General features: G+C 61.6%; 16 protein-coding genes. 8 read left to right on the top strand and 8 right to left on the bottom strand.

Annotated elements, in window-relative coordinates; translation table 11 throughout:
* Positions 1-9: 9 nt before the first annotated feature.
* The 4 genes from CJ178_RS16970 to CJ178_RS16955 are packed head-to-tail and all read left to right on the top strand — an operon-like array spanning position 10 to position 3,395.
* Positions 10-771 carry a crotonase/enoyl-CoA hydratase family protein gene (locus tag CJ178_RS16970; RefSeq protein ID WP_033233296.1) on the top strand — a complete coding sequence of 254 codons (762 nt, stop codon included), beginning with the start codon at positions 10-12 and terminating at the stop codon, positions 769-771.
* Positions 768-1,580, top strand: a complete 813-nt coding sequence (locus tag CJ178_RS16965; RefSeq protein ID WP_045066717.1) for an enoyl-CoA hydratase/isomerase family protein — start codon at positions 768-770, stop codon at positions 1,578-1,580. Before CJ178_RS16970 ends, CJ178_RS16965 begins: the two co-directional genes overlap by 4 nt.
* A gap of 30 nt (positions 1,581-1,610) precedes the next feature.
* A complete protein-coding gene (locus CJ178_RS16960; RefSeq protein ID WP_045065019.1) occupies positions 1,611-2,513 on the top strand; it encodes a LysR family transcriptional regulator in 903 nt (300 codons plus the stop codon).
* A gap of 3 nt (positions 2,514-2,516) precedes the next feature.
* On the top strand, positions 2,517-3,395 hold the full coding sequence (locus CJ178_RS16955) for a LysR family transcriptional regulator (protein WP_033233289.1): 879 nt from the start codon (positions 2,517-2,519) through the stop codon (positions 3,393-3,395).
* On the opposite strand, the gene CJ178_RS16950 is transcribed toward CJ178_RS16955, so the two are convergent.
* The 5 genes from CJ178_RS16950 to CJ178_RS16930 all read right to left on the bottom strand — a co-directional run bounded on the left by CJ178_RS16950 (position 3,392) and on the right by CJ178_RS16930 (position 9,471).
* Complete coding sequence (locus tag CJ178_RS16950) at positions 3,392-4,354, bottom strand: NAD(P)H-dependent flavin oxidoreductase (RefSeq protein WP_045065017.1); 963 nt, start codon at positions 4,352-4,354, stop codon at positions 3,392-3,394. The two genes, CJ178_RS16955 and CJ178_RS16950, sit on opposite strands and share 4 nt — an antisense overlap.
* Positions 4,355-6,037, bottom strand: a complete 1,683-nt coding sequence (locus CJ178_RS16945) for a class I adenylate-forming enzyme family protein (RefSeq protein WP_045065014.1) — start codon at positions 6,035-6,037, stop codon at positions 4,355-4,357.
* Positions 6,038-6,048: 11 nt separating this feature from the next.
* Positions 6,049-6,813: an SDR family NAD(P)-dependent oxidoreductase gene (locus CJ178_RS16940; protein WP_095887169.1), complete on the bottom strand. Its 765-nt coding sequence runs from the start codon at positions 6,811-6,813 to the stop codon at positions 6,049-6,051.
* Between the two features lie 54 nt (positions 6,814-6,867).
* The gene (locus CJ178_RS16935) at positions 6,868-7,998 is read right to left on the bottom strand and encodes a thiolase family protein (RefSeq protein ID WP_095887168.1); all 1,131 of its coding nucleotides are present in this window, start codon (positions 7,996-7,998) and stop codon (positions 6,868-6,870) included.
* A gap of 135 nt (positions 7,999-8,133) precedes the next feature.
* On the bottom strand, positions 8,134-9,471 hold the full coding sequence (locus CJ178_RS16930; protein ID WP_373557481.1) for an MFS transporter: 1,338 nt from the start codon (positions 9,469-9,471) through the stop codon (positions 8,134-8,136).
* Between the two features lie 297 nt (positions 9,472-9,768).
* On the opposite strand from CJ178_RS16930, the gene CJ178_RS16925 reads away from it, so the two are divergent.
* Complete coding sequence (locus CJ178_RS16925) at positions 9,769-10,926, top strand: acyl-CoA dehydrogenase family protein (RefSeq protein WP_045065007.1); 1,158 nt, start codon at positions 9,769-9,771, stop codon at positions 10,924-10,926.
* 68 nt (positions 10,927-10,994) lie between these two features.
* On the opposite strand, the gene CJ178_RS16920 is transcribed toward CJ178_RS16925, so the two are convergent.
* The 3 genes from CJ178_RS16920 to CJ178_RS16910 are packed head-to-tail and all read right to left on the bottom strand — an operon-like array spanning position 10,995 to position 14,142.
* Positions 10,995-12,224 (bottom strand): CoA transferase, encoded by a 1,230-nt coding sequence (locus CJ178_RS16920; protein WP_257013241.1) that lies wholly within the window; start codon positions 12,222-12,224, stop codon positions 10,995-10,997.
* Positions 12,225-12,244: 20 nt separating this feature from the next.
* Positions 12,245-13,273, bottom strand: coding sequence for a MaoC family dehydratase (locus tag CJ178_RS16915; protein ID WP_045065003.1), 1,029 nt, complete (start codon positions 13,271-13,273; stop codon positions 12,245-12,247).
* Complete coding sequence (locus CJ178_RS16910; RefSeq protein WP_095887166.1) at positions 13,270-14,142, bottom strand: HpcH/HpaI aldolase/citrate lyase family protein; 873 nt, start codon at positions 14,140-14,142, stop codon at positions 13,270-13,272. The genes CJ178_RS16915 and CJ178_RS16910 overlap by 4 nt, the downstream gene beginning before the upstream one ends.
* A gap of 220 nt (positions 14,143-14,362) precedes the next feature.
* On the opposite strand from CJ178_RS16910, the gene CJ178_RS16905 reads away from it, so the two are divergent.
* From CJ178_RS16905 to CJ178_RS16895, 3 genes are read left to right on the top strand one after another with little or no spacing between them, the layout of a single operon-like run.
* Positions 14,363-15,514: an acyl-CoA dehydrogenase family protein gene (locus CJ178_RS16905; protein WP_033233268.1), complete on the top strand. Its 1,152-nt coding sequence runs from the start codon at positions 14,363-14,365 to the stop codon at positions 15,512-15,514.
* A 31-nt stretch (positions 15,515-15,545) separates the two neighbouring features.
* Complete coding sequence (locus tag CJ178_RS16900; RefSeq protein WP_095887165.1) at positions 15,546-16,292, top strand: GntR family transcriptional regulator; 747 nt, start codon at positions 15,546-15,548, stop codon at positions 16,290-16,292.
* Positions 16,293-16,343: 51 nt separating this feature from the next.
* The gene (locus CJ178_RS16895; protein ID WP_095887164.1) at positions 16,344-16,796 is read left to right on the top strand and encodes a MaoC family dehydratase; all 453 of its coding nucleotides are present in this window, start codon (positions 16,344-16,346) and stop codon (positions 16,794-16,796) included.
* Positions 16,797-16,805 lie beyond the last annotated feature (9 nt).

Genomic DNA, 16,805 nt, shown 5'->3' with positions numbered 1-16,805 from the left:
GAACCGAACATGAGCGTTGTGCTCACCGACTTCGCCGACGGCATCGCCGTCATCACACTCAATCGACCCGAGGCCAAGAATGCGGTCAACCTCGAACTTGCACAAGCCTTGGCTGCGGCGATCGACGAGTTCGAGGCGAGGTCAGATCTCACTATCGGCATTCTGACCGGATCTGGTGGAACCTTCTGCGCCGGTATGGATCTCAAGGGATTCGCGCGCGGAGAACGGCCGTCACTCCCCGGTCGTGGATTTGCCGGATTGACCGAGGCCCCGCCGTCGAAGCCGCTGATCGCAGCAGTCGAGGGTTGGGCGCTGGCAGGCGGCTGTGAACTGGCCTTGGCGGCCGACCTGATCGTGGCGTCTACCGATGCGAAATTCGGCTTGCCCGAAGTGAAGCGGGGGCTTGCCGCTGCCGCCGGCGGTCTTCTGCGTCTACCCAAGATCCTGCCGTATCAGCTGGCCATGGAGATCGCAATCACCGGTGACCCGCTCAGCGCCACGTTGGCGCATCATCACGGGCTGGTCAATCGGCTCGCCGAACCTGGACAAGCACTGGCGGTCGCACGTGAACTTGCGGCGCGGGTGGCGGCAAACGGTCCATTGGCAGTTCGAGCAACCAAGCAGGTCCTCGCGATGTCCGCGAAGTACACCGACCCGGATGCTTTTGTCGCGCAGCGCGAATTCATCGATCCGGTCTTTGCTTCCCGTGATGCCAAGGAAGGCGCCACGGCATTTGCCGAGAAGCGTTCTCCCGTGTGGAGTGGCTCGTGAGTGCCGAAACCATCGAGCGTGCGGCCGTCAGTGTCGAGCGCATCGGCGCTGTTGCCACGATCGTGCTCGACCGACCACACCGTCGCAACGCCCTGGACCTCGAGGCCTGGATCGCTCTGCGCGAGGCACTGCACGAACTTCAGGAGGACTCGCAGATTCGCTCCGTGATCCTGACCGGCGCGGGCGGCACCTTCTGTGCGGGCTCCGATCTCGACAAGCGAGGCTCGTCGCACCCGCTCGATCGCATGCGAGTCATCAACGCAACCGCGATCGCACTGGGTGAGTTTTCCAAGCCCCTGGTGGCGAAGGTCGAAGGCTTTGCGGTCGGAGCCGGATGGAACATGGCATTGCTCTGCGACTTCGTGGTGGCGGCACAGGGTACGAAGTTCAGTCAGATCTTTGCCAAACGGGGGTTGTCCGTCGACTTCGGCGGGTCGTGGATCCTGCCGAGGCTGGTCGGCGTCCAGCAAGCCAAACGTTTGGTGATGCTCGCCGAGACGATCGACGCACGGGAAGCCTACGAACTCGGATTGGTGACCTATCTGGTCGAACCGGCCGAACTCGACGAACGCACGGCCGAACTTGCGCAGCGGTTGGCTGACGGTCCGCCTGCCGCATTGAGTCAGTCTGCTGCCATGCTCGAGCAGCACACCTCGCTGACCTTACGAGAGGCGTTGGACAACGAGGCGAGGGCACAGGCCGTCAATTTCGCGACGGACGCTACCGACGCAGTTCGAGCCTTCGTGGAAAAGCGCGAACCGGTCTTCACCGGAGAGTGGGCGGTACCAGGGGCACCTAGAGTGGAATGAGGGATGCATCGCTGGTCGTATGATGGGTGAGTGGATCTGCACTTTGTTACCTACTTCGTCGCTGTTGTCGACCACGGTGGGATAACGAAGGCCGCTCAGTCTCTCTACATTTCGCAACCTTCGCTTTCTCAGGCGATTCGTACGCTTGAACGCCGATTGGGTGCCACTTTGTTCGACCGGACGGGAAGACGTCTGGTCCTCACCGATGCGGGCCGCACATTCGATCTCGCGGCCAGGCGAATCCTTGCCGACGTCGAGCGCGCGAAGGCCAAGGTGACCGCCGTCCGTGAACTCGAGTTCGGTCGTGTCGACGTCGTGTCGTACTCGGCATTCTCGATCGATCCGATGGTCGAGTTGGTTCGGCGATTCCGGGCCAACTTTCCGAAGATTGTCGTGCGGGTTCTCGATACCTTCGGGCCGGCCGGAGTGGATGCTGCCCTGAGGCGTGGATCCGCCGAGGTCGGAGTCACCGATCTGAGTATCGGATACGAAGGTCTGGTCACCGCACCGATAACGACCCAGGAGATGGTGCTCGCCACACATGTGTCGTTGTCCGACAGGCTTGTGAAACCGTTGGTCGATCCGGTTCGGCGCGACGTCCTCCATGCTCTGCCACTGGTGGTAGATCTCGGAGATCAATCGAACCAATTCCGTTCTCTGCTCAGTGCCGGTGCAGAGAACGTCGTGGTGGATTGTGTGCACCCCGTGACCACCTGGGAACTCGTGCGTCGGGGCATCGGAGCCACGGTTGTGCCGAGAAAGGTTGCGCAGCAACAGATGAAGGATGTGCTCGCGTTCTCGTTCGATCCGCCGCTGGCCCGAGACGTCGGTCTTGTCTATCGCGCCGGTGAGCAGTCACCCGCGGCTGCCGCTTTCATCGCAACAGTAGCCGAAATGGCCACCGCTGCTGCAGGATCCACGGCGAGGGAGTGAACTGTGGAATTTCGGCAGATGGAGTACTTTCTCGCGGTTGTCGAGAACAAGGGAATCAGCGGTGCGGCTGCCGCGCTGGGCGTCGCTCAGCCGACAGTGTCTCAGGCACTGCGCGGGCTGGAACGCGAACTGGGAGTAAGGCTCTTCCATCGGATCGGGCGGGGGATGGTGCTCAGTGCGGCCGGACGCAGTCTGGTCGGGCCGAGCCGTCAGGTGCTCCGCGATGTTGCTGCCGCCGAGGGGCAGTTGACTGCTGCTGACGGCGCCGTCGTCGGTCGACTCGACATCATGGCGTTTCCCGCTCTCACGTCCGGGACCATCGTCGATCTGATCGCCGAGTTCTGCATTCGGTATCCCCGGGCGCGAGTGAGGTTTTCGGAGTTGGAGCGTGAAGACAATCTCGATTCTCTGATCCGTGACGGCCATTGCGAATTCGCGGTTGCCCATTTGCCCCTCGAAGCAGCGAAGGGATTCGAGATCATCGAGCTGGGGGAACAGGACTATCGACTGGTCTATCCTGTCGGAACCGAACTTCCGGAGGGGCCGGTGCGCCTTGCCGAGATGCCCGACATTCCCATGGTTTTTGTTCCTCGCGGAGCAGCGATGGGCGACGCTATCGAAGACTCGATTCGCAAGGCTGGGACGAGAACCGAGCTCGCCGTCGTCACTGAGCAGCGGGAATCGAGGCTGCCCATGGTCATTGCCGGGCTCGGCGGGTCGTTGGTCGAGCGTGCCGTGGCGAAGTCGATGCCGGGACAGGTTGTGGAGCGGGCCTGTGAGCCGAGATTCCTGCGGACGTACGGGCTTGTCTTCGACCCGTCCATCCTCTCTCCGGTGGGGCAGGCATTCGTGGACTTGGTCCACGAATGCCTGCCGGGCTAGAGACGGCAGATACGTTCGCGCGCAGCCTCGAACTCGGCGGCGAGACGCTCGACCACTGCGTGTGTCGGAAGGACAGCGTCGATCGGTCCGATTCCCTGACCGGCGCCCCAAATGTCGCGCCACGCCTTGGCATCGGTGTCGGTCGTCGCGAAACTCATTGCGGAAGGATCGGATTCGGCTAGGTTGTCCGGGTCCAATCCCGCGGCCTCGATGCTGCCGCGCAGGTAGTTTCCGTGTACTCCGGTGAACAGGTTGGAGTAGACGATGTCGGAAGCCCCGGAACCCACGATCATCTCCTTGTACGCGGGATCGGCGTTAGCCTCTTCGGTTGCGATGAATGCCGAGCCGACGTAGGCCAAGTCGGCTCCCGCAGCGAGTGCAGCGAGAATCGAATCTCCGTGAGCGATGGCGCCAGACAACAGAACTGGACCGGCGAACCACTCCCGGATCTCGCGAATCAGAGCGAACGGTGATTGCGTACCGGCATGACCACCGGCACCGGCAGCTACCGCAATCAGTCCGTCGGCACCCTTTTCGACGGCCTTGCGCGCAAAGCGGTTGTCGATGACGTCGTGAAGAACGATTCCGCCGTACGCATGGACGGCATCGTTGATGTCGGTGCGAGCGCCGAGCGAGGTGATGACGATGGGAACCTCGAACTCGGCGATGGTTGCCAGGTCCTCTTCCAGTCGGTTGTTGGACCGGTGGACGATGAGGTTGACGGCGAACGGCGCCGACGGGGTTTCCGGGTGCTCACGGTCGTGTTCCTCACGCGCCACCGTGATCAGTTTGAGCCAATCCCGAAGCGCTGATTGTGGGCGAGCATTCAGTGCCGGGAACGACCCGATGATCCCAGCGGTGCACTGTGCGATGACGAGGTCAGGAGTCGAGATGATGAACATCGGTGAGGCGAGAACCGGTACCCGCAACCGAGAGGTCAGATCGGCGAAGGTTGTCATCTAGGAACCACCTGTCTTGTCGACGGATTCGAGAAGCCTCGAGCGAAGGTCGGTCTTGAGGACCTTGCCCGCGGCGGAGGTGGGGAGTAGTTCGACCTCGACAACTTCGCGAATCTTCTTGTACGGCAGCACCTGTTCGGCGACAAACGACTTGATCTGCTCGGCGTCGAATTCAGCTCCGGGAATCATCACGACAAAAGCCACCGGCTCTTGACCGTTGCTTCCCACCTCGCGGCCGACGACCGCAGCCGTCGAGATCGCCGGGTGTGAGACCAGAATCTCCTCGAGTTCACGGGGGTAGACGTTGTACCCCTTGTAGATCAGCATGTCCTTGGCCCGGTCGCAGATGAAGAGGTATCCGTCCGAATCCTCGTACGCGATGTCTCCGGTATCCAGCCACCCGTCGACAAATTGCTGTGCGGTGGTTTCCGGGTGGCCGAGATAGCCGTCGGTGACCTGAGGTCCGCGTACCCATAGTTCGCCGCGTTCGTTCTCGCCGAGAACTGTGTGCCTGTCGATCTGGTCGCGAATCTGGATCTCGGTGTCGAAGATCGGGAACCCGACGCTGCCCTGACGGTATTCCGAACCGTTGATCAGCGGAGCTGCCGTGACAACACACGTCGCCTCGGTCAGCCCGTAACCCTCGACGACAAGAGCTTTGGGAAATGCGCGGCGGAGAGCTGCTAGCGTGACGCTGTCGATCGGGGCGGCGCCCGAGGACACGACGCAGACGCTGTCGGTGTTGCGCACGTTCGCGTCGGGGTGGACCGACAGTGCGTGCCACATGGCTGGTGAGCCGGTGAGATAGGTGGCCCCGTGCTTCTCGATCAATTCGAGCATCCGACCGGGTTCGAACCGGCCGGCAAAAACTTGAGTGAGGCCGGAAATCAACAGGAATGACGTGTTGAGCAACGAATGTGCGTGGAAGAGAGGCGAGACCACGATGGTCGCCCCCGTTCCCGGCGTCGGCCCGAGCACGTCGAGGCCGTCGATGGGCCTCGGCGTGACGAGTCCGTCGGCACCTACGTCCAACTCGTGCCCGGTTCGCCAGCCACACATCTGGGTGACGTTGCCGACTACGTTGCGGTGCAGAACGCGAACGCCTTTGGAGACTCCGGTGGTGCCGCCGGTGAACGCAATGTGCGCGACGTCGTCACTTCGGACGGAGGCAGGGGTGAATTCGGTGGGTAGACCCGCGATGAAGGAGCCGAACGCGACGACGGGCTCCGGTGCGTCAACGGCGACGTCGGGGTCCTGAACCATGACGATCGTGCGGACGGAGGTTCCCGACGCTGCCGCGAGGAGTGTGTGCAGCTGTGCGCTTTGAGTGACAGCAGCGACGGCCGACGTCTCCTCGATCTGCTTGCGCAATCCCGGTTCCGGCTGCAATGGGTTGACCAACGTGACCGTTGCCCCGGCCTGCAGGCAGCCGTAGTAGGCCTGCAGGAACTCGACGGAGTTTCCGAGGTGTAGCAACACGACATCACCGACACCGACCCCGGACTGTCGCAGCGCGCCGGCGAATTGTGCACTGCGCTCGCCGAGTTCGCGGAACGTGCACGCACGCTCACCGTCCACGACGGCGAGGCGGTCACCGTAGAGAGCCGCCATGCTGGGCGCCCAGTACGCCATGGTGGTGTCTGGATACTGCATGTTGTGGCGCAGTTGTGGATTGGCGGTCATGCCCCCGCCCGTCACCTGGGCGCCATTCGGATAGCGCCGTCGAGTCTGATGGTTTCGCCGTTGAGGTAGCCGTTTTCGAGGATGGATACCGCCAGCTGGCCGAACTCGTCGGGGCGACCTAGCCGCGACGGATTGGGAACCGAGGCTTCGAGGCCTGCCCGCACGTCTTCGCGCAGACGTGCCAGCAATGGTGTGTCCATGATGCCTGGCGCGATGGTGTTGACGCGGATACCTCGGCTGGCGAGATCGCGGGCAGCGGTGACGGTCATACCGACGATCCCGGCTTTGGATGCCGTGTAGTTGATCTGGCCGATCTGACCTTCGAAGGCTGCGACCGACGCCGTCATGACGATGGCGCCGCGCTCACCGTCCACGACATCGAGTTCTGCCATCCGCTCGGCGCCGAGACGGAGTGCGTTGAACGAACCGACAAGATTGAGTTTGACGACGAACTCGAAATCCTCGACCGATCCGGCTTTTCCGTCCTTGTCGAGAATGCGCATGCGACGTCCGGCGCCGGCGCAGTGGACAACAGCGCGTAGGCCACCACGCTCGTGTGCCGCGTCGAGTGCTTCCGCGAATTGTTCGCTGTCGGTGATGTCGGCCTCGACGAACTGTGCCGCAGCTCCGAGATCGGCTGCTATTTGCTTACCTTCGGACGAAGGCAGGTCGATCAACGTGACCTGCGCTCCGGCGTCGAGCAGCCGTCGAGCGGTTGCCAGGCCCAAACCTGAAGCGCCGCCGGTGATGGCGGTGGAAAGTCCCTCGAGTTTCATGAATCAGTTCTTCTTTCCTGCTGGATGACGAGTAGACCGGACAATGACGTCGGGTCAGATCAATTCGAGAATTGTCGCGTTGGCCATGCCGCCGGCTTCGCACATCGACTGCAGTCCGTAACGGATTCCGTTATCGCGCATGTGATGCGCGAGCCGAGTCATCAGAATGGCACCCGATCCACCGAGTGGGTGGCCGACTGCGATCGCGCCGCCGAGCGGATTCAACCGATCGATGGCGGCGCCGGTTTCCGCCTGCCAAGCTAGCGGAACGGGCGCGAATGCCTCGTTGATCTCGAAGGCGCCGATGTCGTCGATGGACAACCCTGACCGCTCCAATGCCTTTGCCGTGGCGGCAATCGGACCGGTGAGCATGATGACAGGATCATCGGCCGCGACAACTGCTGTGTGAATACGGACGAGGGGCTTCCAGCCACGTGCTCGGGCGTACTCACTGGTCGTGACGAGTGTGGCGCCCGCTCCGTCGGAAATCTGAGAAGAGTTGCCGGCGTGGATCACTCCGTCAGCGTCGAATGCTGCCGGCAGTTTCGCGAGCGACTCCAGGCTTCCTCCTCGCCGAATTCCTTCGTCCTGAGATAAGTCGGCGATCGGAGCAATCTGTCCGGTAAATGCACCCGCATCGGTGGCGCGCGCCGCGAGTTCGTGTGAGCGGAGGGAGTATTCGTCAAGAGCCGTCCGTGTGAGTGTCCATTTGCGGGCCATCATTTCGGCGCCGGTTCCCTGACTGAATCCGTCGACGCCGAATCGTTCGAGTACCGAAGCGGGGAAATGTTCACCGTTCTTGCTGGCGGTTCCCATCGGCACTCGTGACATCGATTCGACGCCGCCCGCTACGACCACGTCGTTCTGGCCGGAGATGACGGTGGCCGCGGCGAAGGAGACTGCCTGTTGGCTCGATCCGCAGGCGCGGGTCAGCGTGACACCTGGAACGCTGTCGGGCCAACCGGCGGCGAGTGCCGCTGTGCGGGCGATGCTTCCGGCCTGTTCGCCGACCTGACTGACGCATCCCCAGATCACGTCGTCGACCGTTGCCGCGTCGAGTCCGGTCCGTTCGGCGAGTGCACGCAGCACGTGTGCAGACAGATCCGCCGGATGGATCTCCGAGAGGGCGCGGCCGCGTCGGCCGATCGGTGTACGTACTGCGTCGACGATGACGGCATCTCGCATGTGTCTCTCCTGCTGTTCGTGCCCGGTGTTGCGACTGTGCGGTCGGGGCGTGCTTCGAGTCGATCACGCGCAAGGGCGACCCGGCAATGTCTTTCGGTGAATGGCTTTGTTAGCGAATGGCTATGAGTGGAGTTCTCAGCCGCGGATGAGCTTTCGGTCGCGGTCGGGATTGGCGAAGACGAGGACCAGAACCGCTGCAATGACGCCGATGATGCCGATTGCCTGGAAGGACTGGGCATAACCGTCGGCAGCCGTTGCGGCGTTATCCACGATGACTCCCGTTGCGTAAGGCGCAATCAGGCCACCGATCGACATGATGGCGAGGAAGAATCCCATGGTTCCGGCAGTCTGCTGCGGCGGGCACAGTTCGGAGATCGCGGCGTTGATGAGTGGGAAAGTGATTGCCGAGAATCCGTAGCCGATCGACACCATGGCGACCGCGACGGCGGGAGCGGAGATCTGGGGGAGGAACAGGAGAATCGATCCGCAGATCAGAACGCCGACACAGGGAACGATGATGCGAACTGTGCGAGATGTGAAACCGCGGCCGATCAGCTTGTCGGTGACGGAACCGGAGGTGATCATGAGGATCAGGCCCACGATCGACGGCAGTGCAAACATCGAACCGGCTTGCATCGCACTGTAACCGAGGCCGACCTCGAAGTACGACGGCAGCCAGGTGAGGACGACGGTGGTCAGCGCGTAGATGGCGGCGATGAGGAAGCAGCAGCTGACAAACGTGCGGGAGAGCAGGATCTTGCGCCACGGAACGTTCGGTTCGGTGACTGCTTTTGCAGTCGTCTCGACTGCTCCTTCGGTATCTGCTTGCTTGGTCGCCTTGACTGCCTTGCTCGTGTACGGTCCTTCGGACCAACCGGCCAGCCAGCAACCCATCCACACCAGACCGAGAACGGAGAGCGAGAGAACTGCTGCGCGCCAACCGTAATGAACGGCGATGAACGTCAGCACGGGAGCGAGGGCGATCTTTGCGACGGAAGCGGATCCGGCGAGCATCGCGCCGGGAAGGCCGCGCTTGGCCGGTGGGTGCCACGAATATGCGGCGGTGTGCATCAGAGCTGAACTGGGTCCTTCGGCAAGTCCGAGCAGCATCCTCGAGACGATCAGCATTGCGAGACTTGCGCCGAGAACGAGGGGGAGCATGACCACGGACCAGATCGCCGCCAAGATCAGCAGCGCCCAACGAAGGGTCAGGTACTTGTTCAGGGGTCCGGCCATGAAGCCACCGATGCAGAACATCAGGAAGAACAGTGAGCCGACCATGCCGATTTGCGACGACTTCAGTCCGAGCTCACGTGCAAGCGGCTGAGCGATGATTCCGAGGACTGCTTTGTCGGCGTAGTTGACGACGTAGAGGAAGACGACCAGTCCGGTCATCGTCCATGCACGCTTGCGGGTGCCGAAGACCGGGACGACAGACGATTCTGGTTGGACGTCGTTACGATGCTGCGCGATGTTGGTCACGGGCGTCCCTTCGAGGTTGGTAGGCGGTGGCGATCGTGATCGAAGCACGGCCTCGAAGCGATCGATTGTGTGCGTTGCCGGCTGTCCTATTCAACGTGTTCTGGATCACTTTCGGCAATGTCGCGTCGGTGATCGGAACGATAGCGGTTACCTATGTATCGCAGGTCAGGGGGTATTGGAATGCCCTATCGGACACATAGGTGATGGGTGTTGGATCGCACGCAGCAAATTGAGGCAAGGTGAGAAAAAGGATCACCCTCGTTTCCCTTGACCGACTGGAGTTCATACATGCAGCGCACCGTGTTCAACGAGGATCACGAGGCATTCCGGGCAACCGTCCGCGATTTCATCGCGAAGGAAGTGACGCCAGTCCACGAGAAATGGGAAGAAGACGGTCACCCGCCCCGTGATTTCTATCGCCGGTTGGGTGAGCTGGGCGTACTCGGAATTCAGGTTCCGGAGGAATATGGCGGAGGCGGTGAGTCCTCGCTCAAGTTCAATGTCGTCGTAGCTGAGGAAGTTGCCGCGGCCGGGGCGTCGTTCGGCTCGCAGTCGGTCCATACGAACCTGATCCTGCCGTACCTGCTCGAGTACGCAAACGAGGAACAGAAGAATCGGTGGCTGCCCGGGTTTGCATCCGGCGATCTGATGTTCGCGATTGCGATGACCGAACCGGGAACGGGTTCGGATCTGGCGAACATCGCGACGTCGGCCAAGCTGTCCGAGGACGGTACGCACTATGTGCTCAACGGAGCCAAGACGTTCATCACCGGCGGGGTGCTTGCCGATCGCATTCTGGTGGTGTGCCGGACCGCGCCCAGTACCGCGGAGAACCGTCGTAGTGGATTGTCGATTCTGGTGGTCGATACGTCGTCACCGGGTTTCTCGGTGGGGCGCAAGATCAACAAGATCGGGCTCAAGACCTCGGACACCGCGGAGCTGTCGTTTGTCGACGTCCAGGTGCCCGTCGAGGATCGGCTCGGCGAGGAAGGTGACGGCTTCAGCTATCTGACCCACAACCTGGCGCAGGAACGACTGACCATTGCTTTCGGTGCGGCCGCGACGGCCACTGCAGCACTTCGATTTGCCATCGATTACGTCAAGGATCGCAAGGTCTTCGGCAAGCCGGTTGCGGCGTTCCAGAACACCAAATTCGTTCTGGCGGAGTGCGCTACCGAAGTTGATGCAATCCAGTTGGTGTCCGACAACGCACTGGAGTGTCATGACCGTGGCACGCTGACCATCGCCGATGCAGCAAAGGCAAAGCTGTTCTGTACCGAGGCGGCCGGTCGAGTAATCGACAAATGCCTCCAGTTGCACGGTGGGTACGGGTACATCACCGAGTACCCCATCGCTCGCCTCTACGCTGATACACGCGTCACGCGAATCTACGGTGGTACAAGTGAAGTCATGAAAACCATCATTGCAAAAGATCTTGGCCTCTGACAGTTCCCTTGCGCGCATACAACTTCGGCCTCGGAAAGCATCCCGAGGCCGAAGTTGTATGCGGGTGATCAGAGTGAGGCAGTGCCGACTATGCCGTTCTTTGCCAGTTCGGCCGCACGATCTGCAGTCGTGCCGAGGATCTCGGCCAGTACGGTCACGGAATCTTCGCCGACCACCGGGGCGGGTCCGGTCGTGAAGTGAGTTCCGTTGAATGATGCGGGATGACCGGCGGCGAGGTAGGAACCGATACGAGGTTGTTCGAGCGTCGTGAACATCGGGTTCTGCTCGAGTTCGCCGGATTCGACGACCTCCGCGAAACTGCGGTAGCGCTCGGACAGGATCGATGTCTTGTCCAGTGCTGCAGCAACTTCGGCGCCGGTGTGTTCGCGGAACCATCGCGAGAACAGGGCGGTGAGCACCTCGCGGTGGGTGTACCTGTCAGCTTCGGTGGTGAAATCTGCGCCCAGTGCGGCTTCGACGGCTTCGACGGCTTCGGTTGTTCCGGTCACTGCCGTGAGGTCACGGAAATGGCGGGTGGTCAGCGCGACGATCATGAAACGTTCGTTGTCGCTGGTGAGAAAATCGATTCCGTACGTTCCGTACACGGCGTTGCCGCCGGACGTGCGGCTGTGTCCGTTGATCTGGACCTCGGTGAAGTATCCGAGTGTGCCCGCCGTTGCGAGCGCAACGTCTTCGAGGGGGAGGGTGATCTGTGAACCCTCGCCGGTGGTGTCGCGTTTGCGTGCTGCGGATGTAATTGCCAGTGCCGCATGCAACCCGCAGGCCATGTCCCAGGCCGGAAGTACGTGATTGACGACGCCCGCATGGTCCGAAGGTCCGGTCATCATCGGAAACCCCAACCCGGCGTTGACGGTGTAGTCGACTCCGGGGGAGCCGTCGCGGCGGCCCAGGATTTCCAGGGTTATCACGTCTTCTCGCAGAGCAGCGAGGGTGGCGTGGCTCATCCACGCGCGTCCGCCCGCGTTGGTGACCAGGATGCCGTTGCCGGGGCCGGGTGCGGTGACGAGTTGTTGCACCAATGCCTGCCCCTCGTCGGAGCGCATGTTCACGGCGAGTGACTTCTTGCCCTTGTTCAGGCCAGTCCAGTAGATGCTCTCGCCCTGATCGGTTACCGGCCAACGGTTGTAGTCCGAAGCGCCACCGATGGGATCGATTCGGATGACCTCGGCCCCGAGTTGGGAGAGTGTCAGTCCGCAGAGGGGAGCAGCGACGAAGCTGGAAATCTCGATGATACGGAGTCCCGCCAACGGGCCTGTGGAGGTGTTCTGGGTCGTCACGATGGTCCTTAGCTTGTCGGTCATGCCATCAGAGCTGTGAATCGCCAGTCCAGCACCGGAGTGTCGGTGGCAGAGCTGTTGTGGGAGTAAACAAGTGATCGAAGCTCGACGGCTGTGCCGTGTTCGAGTGGAGTGGCGCTCTCGACGCGGAGTTCGCTCGTGAGCGTATCGCCTTCGTGGACGGGTCCGGTGTGATCACACGAATGCCATCCGAGAACGGTGACCAGGTTCGGGAGTGCCCGGGTCGCCTGCGCGAGCGCGATGCCGATGGTGTGGCCACCGTAGACAAGACGGCCATGGGCGCCGACGCGCTCGTCGTGATGCGTCGCCGCGATATTGAGGCTCAACCGGGCGAGCTCGGGTGCGCTGGAGACGACGTCGCCGCTGCTGCGGTGGATCGAACCGACCAGTGCCTGATCGAAGTGCTTGCCGGGAACCTTGTTTCGGTAAGCGTCGAGGTTCCAGTCTTTCGGCGTCACGTACGGGGCGAGCGCGTCAGGGCCGATGGACGACAGATCGTCGTCGTGCCGCGTGCGCCCGTCGTCGGGATTGCCGCTCAGTGGCAGCATTGCACAACGGTAGAAGTCGAGAACGGTGTTGCCGTTCTGATCCGTGGACGTCATCCGCAGTGCCGCAAGGCCGGTGGGGGCGCGGCCGGGCTTGGACGAGTTTTCGCGCAGTCCTACCACCTCGGTACGCGTGTACAGGGTATCGCCGAGAACGGGGAACCTGTGGAATCGCAGTCCGCGGTAGAACAGGTTGGCCTTCACGTGGTGGGTAACCACTGTGGACTGGCCGATCGCGATGTCGGTGACCAAGCCTGGATTGGCAACGGGTGCAGCGCTTCCCGTGACTGCAGTCGAGAGATGGGCGTCGAGGGAAAGTCGCATCCGGTCGCCGAGGATGGCCTGATGGGTGGCGGCAAGGCCACTCGTCAGCGTTACCGCGGGAGCTTCGTCGAAAACCTGCCCGTGGGTGAGCTCGTCGAAATACGGTCCACCTACATAATGCTCGGCGGCGTAATGGTCGCTCCCATTCTGTACGCTCATGCCCTGACTCCTTCTGCTCGGGCGAGTGTGCGACGTGCTGCGACGGCGACGGCTTCGTCGAGCATCTGGCCGTCGAGTTGCGCTGCGCCGGCGCCGGAGGCTTCGGCTTCTTCGAGTGCGCCCAAGACGCGTCGGGCGTCGGTGACATCGGAGTCCGATGGTGTGAATGCCGCAGTAGCGGAATCGATCTGCGCCGGGTGGATAACCCACTTTCCGTCGAATCCGAGCGCGCTGGTCCAGGCCGCGGAGTGGCGGAAGGCGTCGTCGTCGGCAATTCCGAGAAACGGCCCGTCGATGGCAGCGATGCCCGCAGTGCGGCAGGCGATCAGAATTCTGTCCTGCACGGCCAGCCAGTGCTCCGGGAGAGCGGTGCGTGAGCGTCCCAGTGCTGCACCGAGATCGGCGTATCCGATGACGATTGCCTGCAGGCGCGTCGTCGATCGGGTGACGGCGTCGACGTTCGAGACGCCCAACGGTGTCTCGATGAGCGCTTGCAGGGTTATGGAGTGTCCGCCTGCTACGAGAAGTCGCTGCGCTTCGAGGAGTTCCTCGGCAGATTCCACCTTCGGGACTATCACACTGGTCAACGATTCGCCGAGTGCGCCGCACGCGGTCATGTCGGCGACGAACCACGGGGTGGTCGGTCCGTTGACGCGTACGGACACGGTTCGGGTTGCGCCGAACTCGCGAACGAGTTCGGTGACAAGCTCGCGGGCGGTGTGTTTGTTGGCCGTGGTGACGGCGTCTTCGAGATCGAGGATCACCTCGTCCGCGGTCGAGTTCAGTGCTTTGCGTGCTTTGCGCTCGTCGCTGCCGGGCGCAACCAGGGCGGTGCGGCGTCGGACAGTTGGGTACTCGTTGTTTGTCACGTGTGTCGATTACCTCGATCAGGGCCCAAATGTACGGCCAGTTGAAAATGTGGTGAGTTGCCGTGAATCAGTCGAAATTGCGTGGCTATTTCCAGAATTGCACTGGTTTTCCCACGATGCTGGCAGCATTTGCGGGTGACTGTCAAGGCGAAGTGTTGACAAAGGGCCAACAATGGCTAAATATGGCCGTACAAACTTTGAACAATGTCGAGGCGGATTCATGCTCAAGCTCAACGACGAAGAGACCTTCCTGGTCGACACGGTGCGATCGTTCATAGATCGCGAGGTCAAGCCCTCCGTGCAGGAGGTGGAGCACGCGAACGAATATCCCGAAAAGTGGATCGACCAGATGAAGCAGATCGGGATCTACGGCCTCGCCATTCCCGAGGAATACGGTGGATGCCCTGTATCGATGCCTTGCTATGCGCAGGTAACCCAGGAGCTGTCCAGAGGTTGGATGACGCTAGCGGGTGCAATGGGTGGCCATACGGTGGTAGCCAAGCTCATCACCCTGTTCGGCACCGAGGAACAGAAACTGAAGTATCTGCCGCTGATGGCAACCGGTGAAATTCGAGCCACCATGGCTCTTACCGAACCGGGTGGTGGCTCCGATCTGCAGGCGATGACAACCAACGCCAAGAGTGACGGTACCGATCTGGTCATCAACGGAGCCAAGACCTGGATCACCAATGCGCGGCGATCCGGTGTGATCGCACTGTTGTGCAAGACGGATCCTTCGGCAAGTCCGCGGCATGCCGGTATCTCGATCGTCCTGGTCGAACAGGGCGAGGGGCTCAACGTTTCCCGTGATCTCCCCAAGCTCGGCTACAAGGGCGTCGAGAGCTGCGAGTTGTCCTTCGACAACTACCGCATCTCCGAAGACGCGATCCTCGGCGGCGTGCCTGGTAAGGGTTTCGGTCAGATGATGAAGGGCCTCGAAACCGGCCGTATCCAGGTGGCTTGCCGGGCGCTCGGTGTTGCGACCGCTGCACTCGAGGATTCGCTTGCCTACGCGCAGCAGCGTGAAAGCTTCGGCAAACCGATCTGGAAGCATCAGTCGATCGGTAACTACCTCGCGGACATGGCGACGAAGCTGACCGCGGCTCGGCAATTGACCTGGCACGCGGCAGAGAAGTACGACAGCGGCGAGCGGTGCGACATGGAAGCCGGAATGGCCAAGCTGTATGCGTCCGAGGTTGCCATGGAAATTGCGTTGTCCGCGGTTCGCATTCACGGTGGCTACGGTTATTCGACGGAATACGACGTAGAGCGCTACTTCCGGGACGCCCCACTGATGATCGTGGGTGAGGGCACCAACGAGATTCAGCGCAATGTCATCGTCGCGCAGCTGGTTGCGCGCGGTGGTCTGTGACCACTCGGTGAGCCAGTAGAATCTGAATGCTATGAGCGGTAAGGAAAGAGAGACGGAGCCGGCGTATCAACGCCTCTCCCGTGAGCTTCGTCAGCAGATATCCGCCGGAACTTACCGCGACGGTCTTCAGTTACCCACCGAATCCGAACTGGCGACGCAGCACAGTGTGAGCCGCCAGACGGTTCGACGAGCATTCCACGACCTGGTTTCCGAAGGCATCGTGTATCGGGTCCCGGGTCGTGGCACGTTCGTGACGGAGAACACCGGCCAGTATCTGCGGCATCTGGGGTCCATCGAAGACCTGATGAACCTGTCGAAGGACACGACAATGGAAGTCGTCGCGCCACTGGTTCGGCGTGTGGACATCGAAGCGGCAAGCAGGCTCCGGTTGGATACGGATGTGGTGTATACGGTGGTGTTTCGCCGATTTCACGAAGGCATTCCCTTTGTGCAGACTACCGCGCACCTGCCCGAAGCGGTTGCCCGTCACATCGTCGACGCACCCGAAATGTTGGCAGGTGCCGTCAGCTCCTATACCGTGATCGGGTTATTGGAGCCACTGTTGGACAGTCCGATAATCGAAGCAGCGCAGTCGATTACAGTGGCACCGGCTACTGCTGACGTTGCCAGGGACGTGAATTGTGAACCCGGGCATGCGATGTTGCGCGTCGATCGCCTGTATACCAACGCTGCCGGTCTGGCCAACGAATTGTCCGTCAGCTACTTCCTGCCCGAGCAGTACACCTATCGAGTGACGCTACGGCGAGGCGCGCACTAGCGGTTCCCGCGGTCGTATCTCGTTGTCACCCAAAATCTCTCAGGAGAGACCATGCGAGTATTCAACGGAATCGACGACGTCGAGTCGGCAGTAGGCGAGCACCTCGGATACAGCGATTGGTTTCCGGTCACCCAGGAGCGAGTCGACAAGTTTGCCGACGCGACAGAAGATCACCAGTGGATTCACGTGGATCCCGAACGCGCCGCGCAGGGTCCGTACGGCGGCACCATTGCACACGGCTACCTGACCCTGTCGCTGTTGCCTGTGCTCGGTGCGCAGGTGATGCGCGTCGACGGCATTGCCATGACTGTCAACTACGGCAGCAACAAGGTTCGCTTCCCAGAGCCGGTCAAGGTCGGTTCGTCGGTTCGCGCAGGCGCTGAAATTCTGTCGTTCGAGCGCACTGCGAAGGGCGCGACGATTGTCGTGCGCTACACGATCGAGATCGAGGGCGCTACCAAGCCTGCGCTTGTTGCCGAGACGGTTCGCCTGCTTGTCGCCTGAGTCATTCTC

Origin of the sequence: Rhodococcus sp. ACPA4 (genome assembly GCF_002300185.1) — a bacterium.
Lineage (GTDB): Bacteria > Actinomycetota > Actinomycetes > Mycobacteriales > Mycobacteriaceae > Rhodococcus_F > Rhodococcus_F globerula.
Note: the sequence above shows the minus strand (reverse complement) of the source record. Positions and strands in the feature narration are given on the sequence as shown.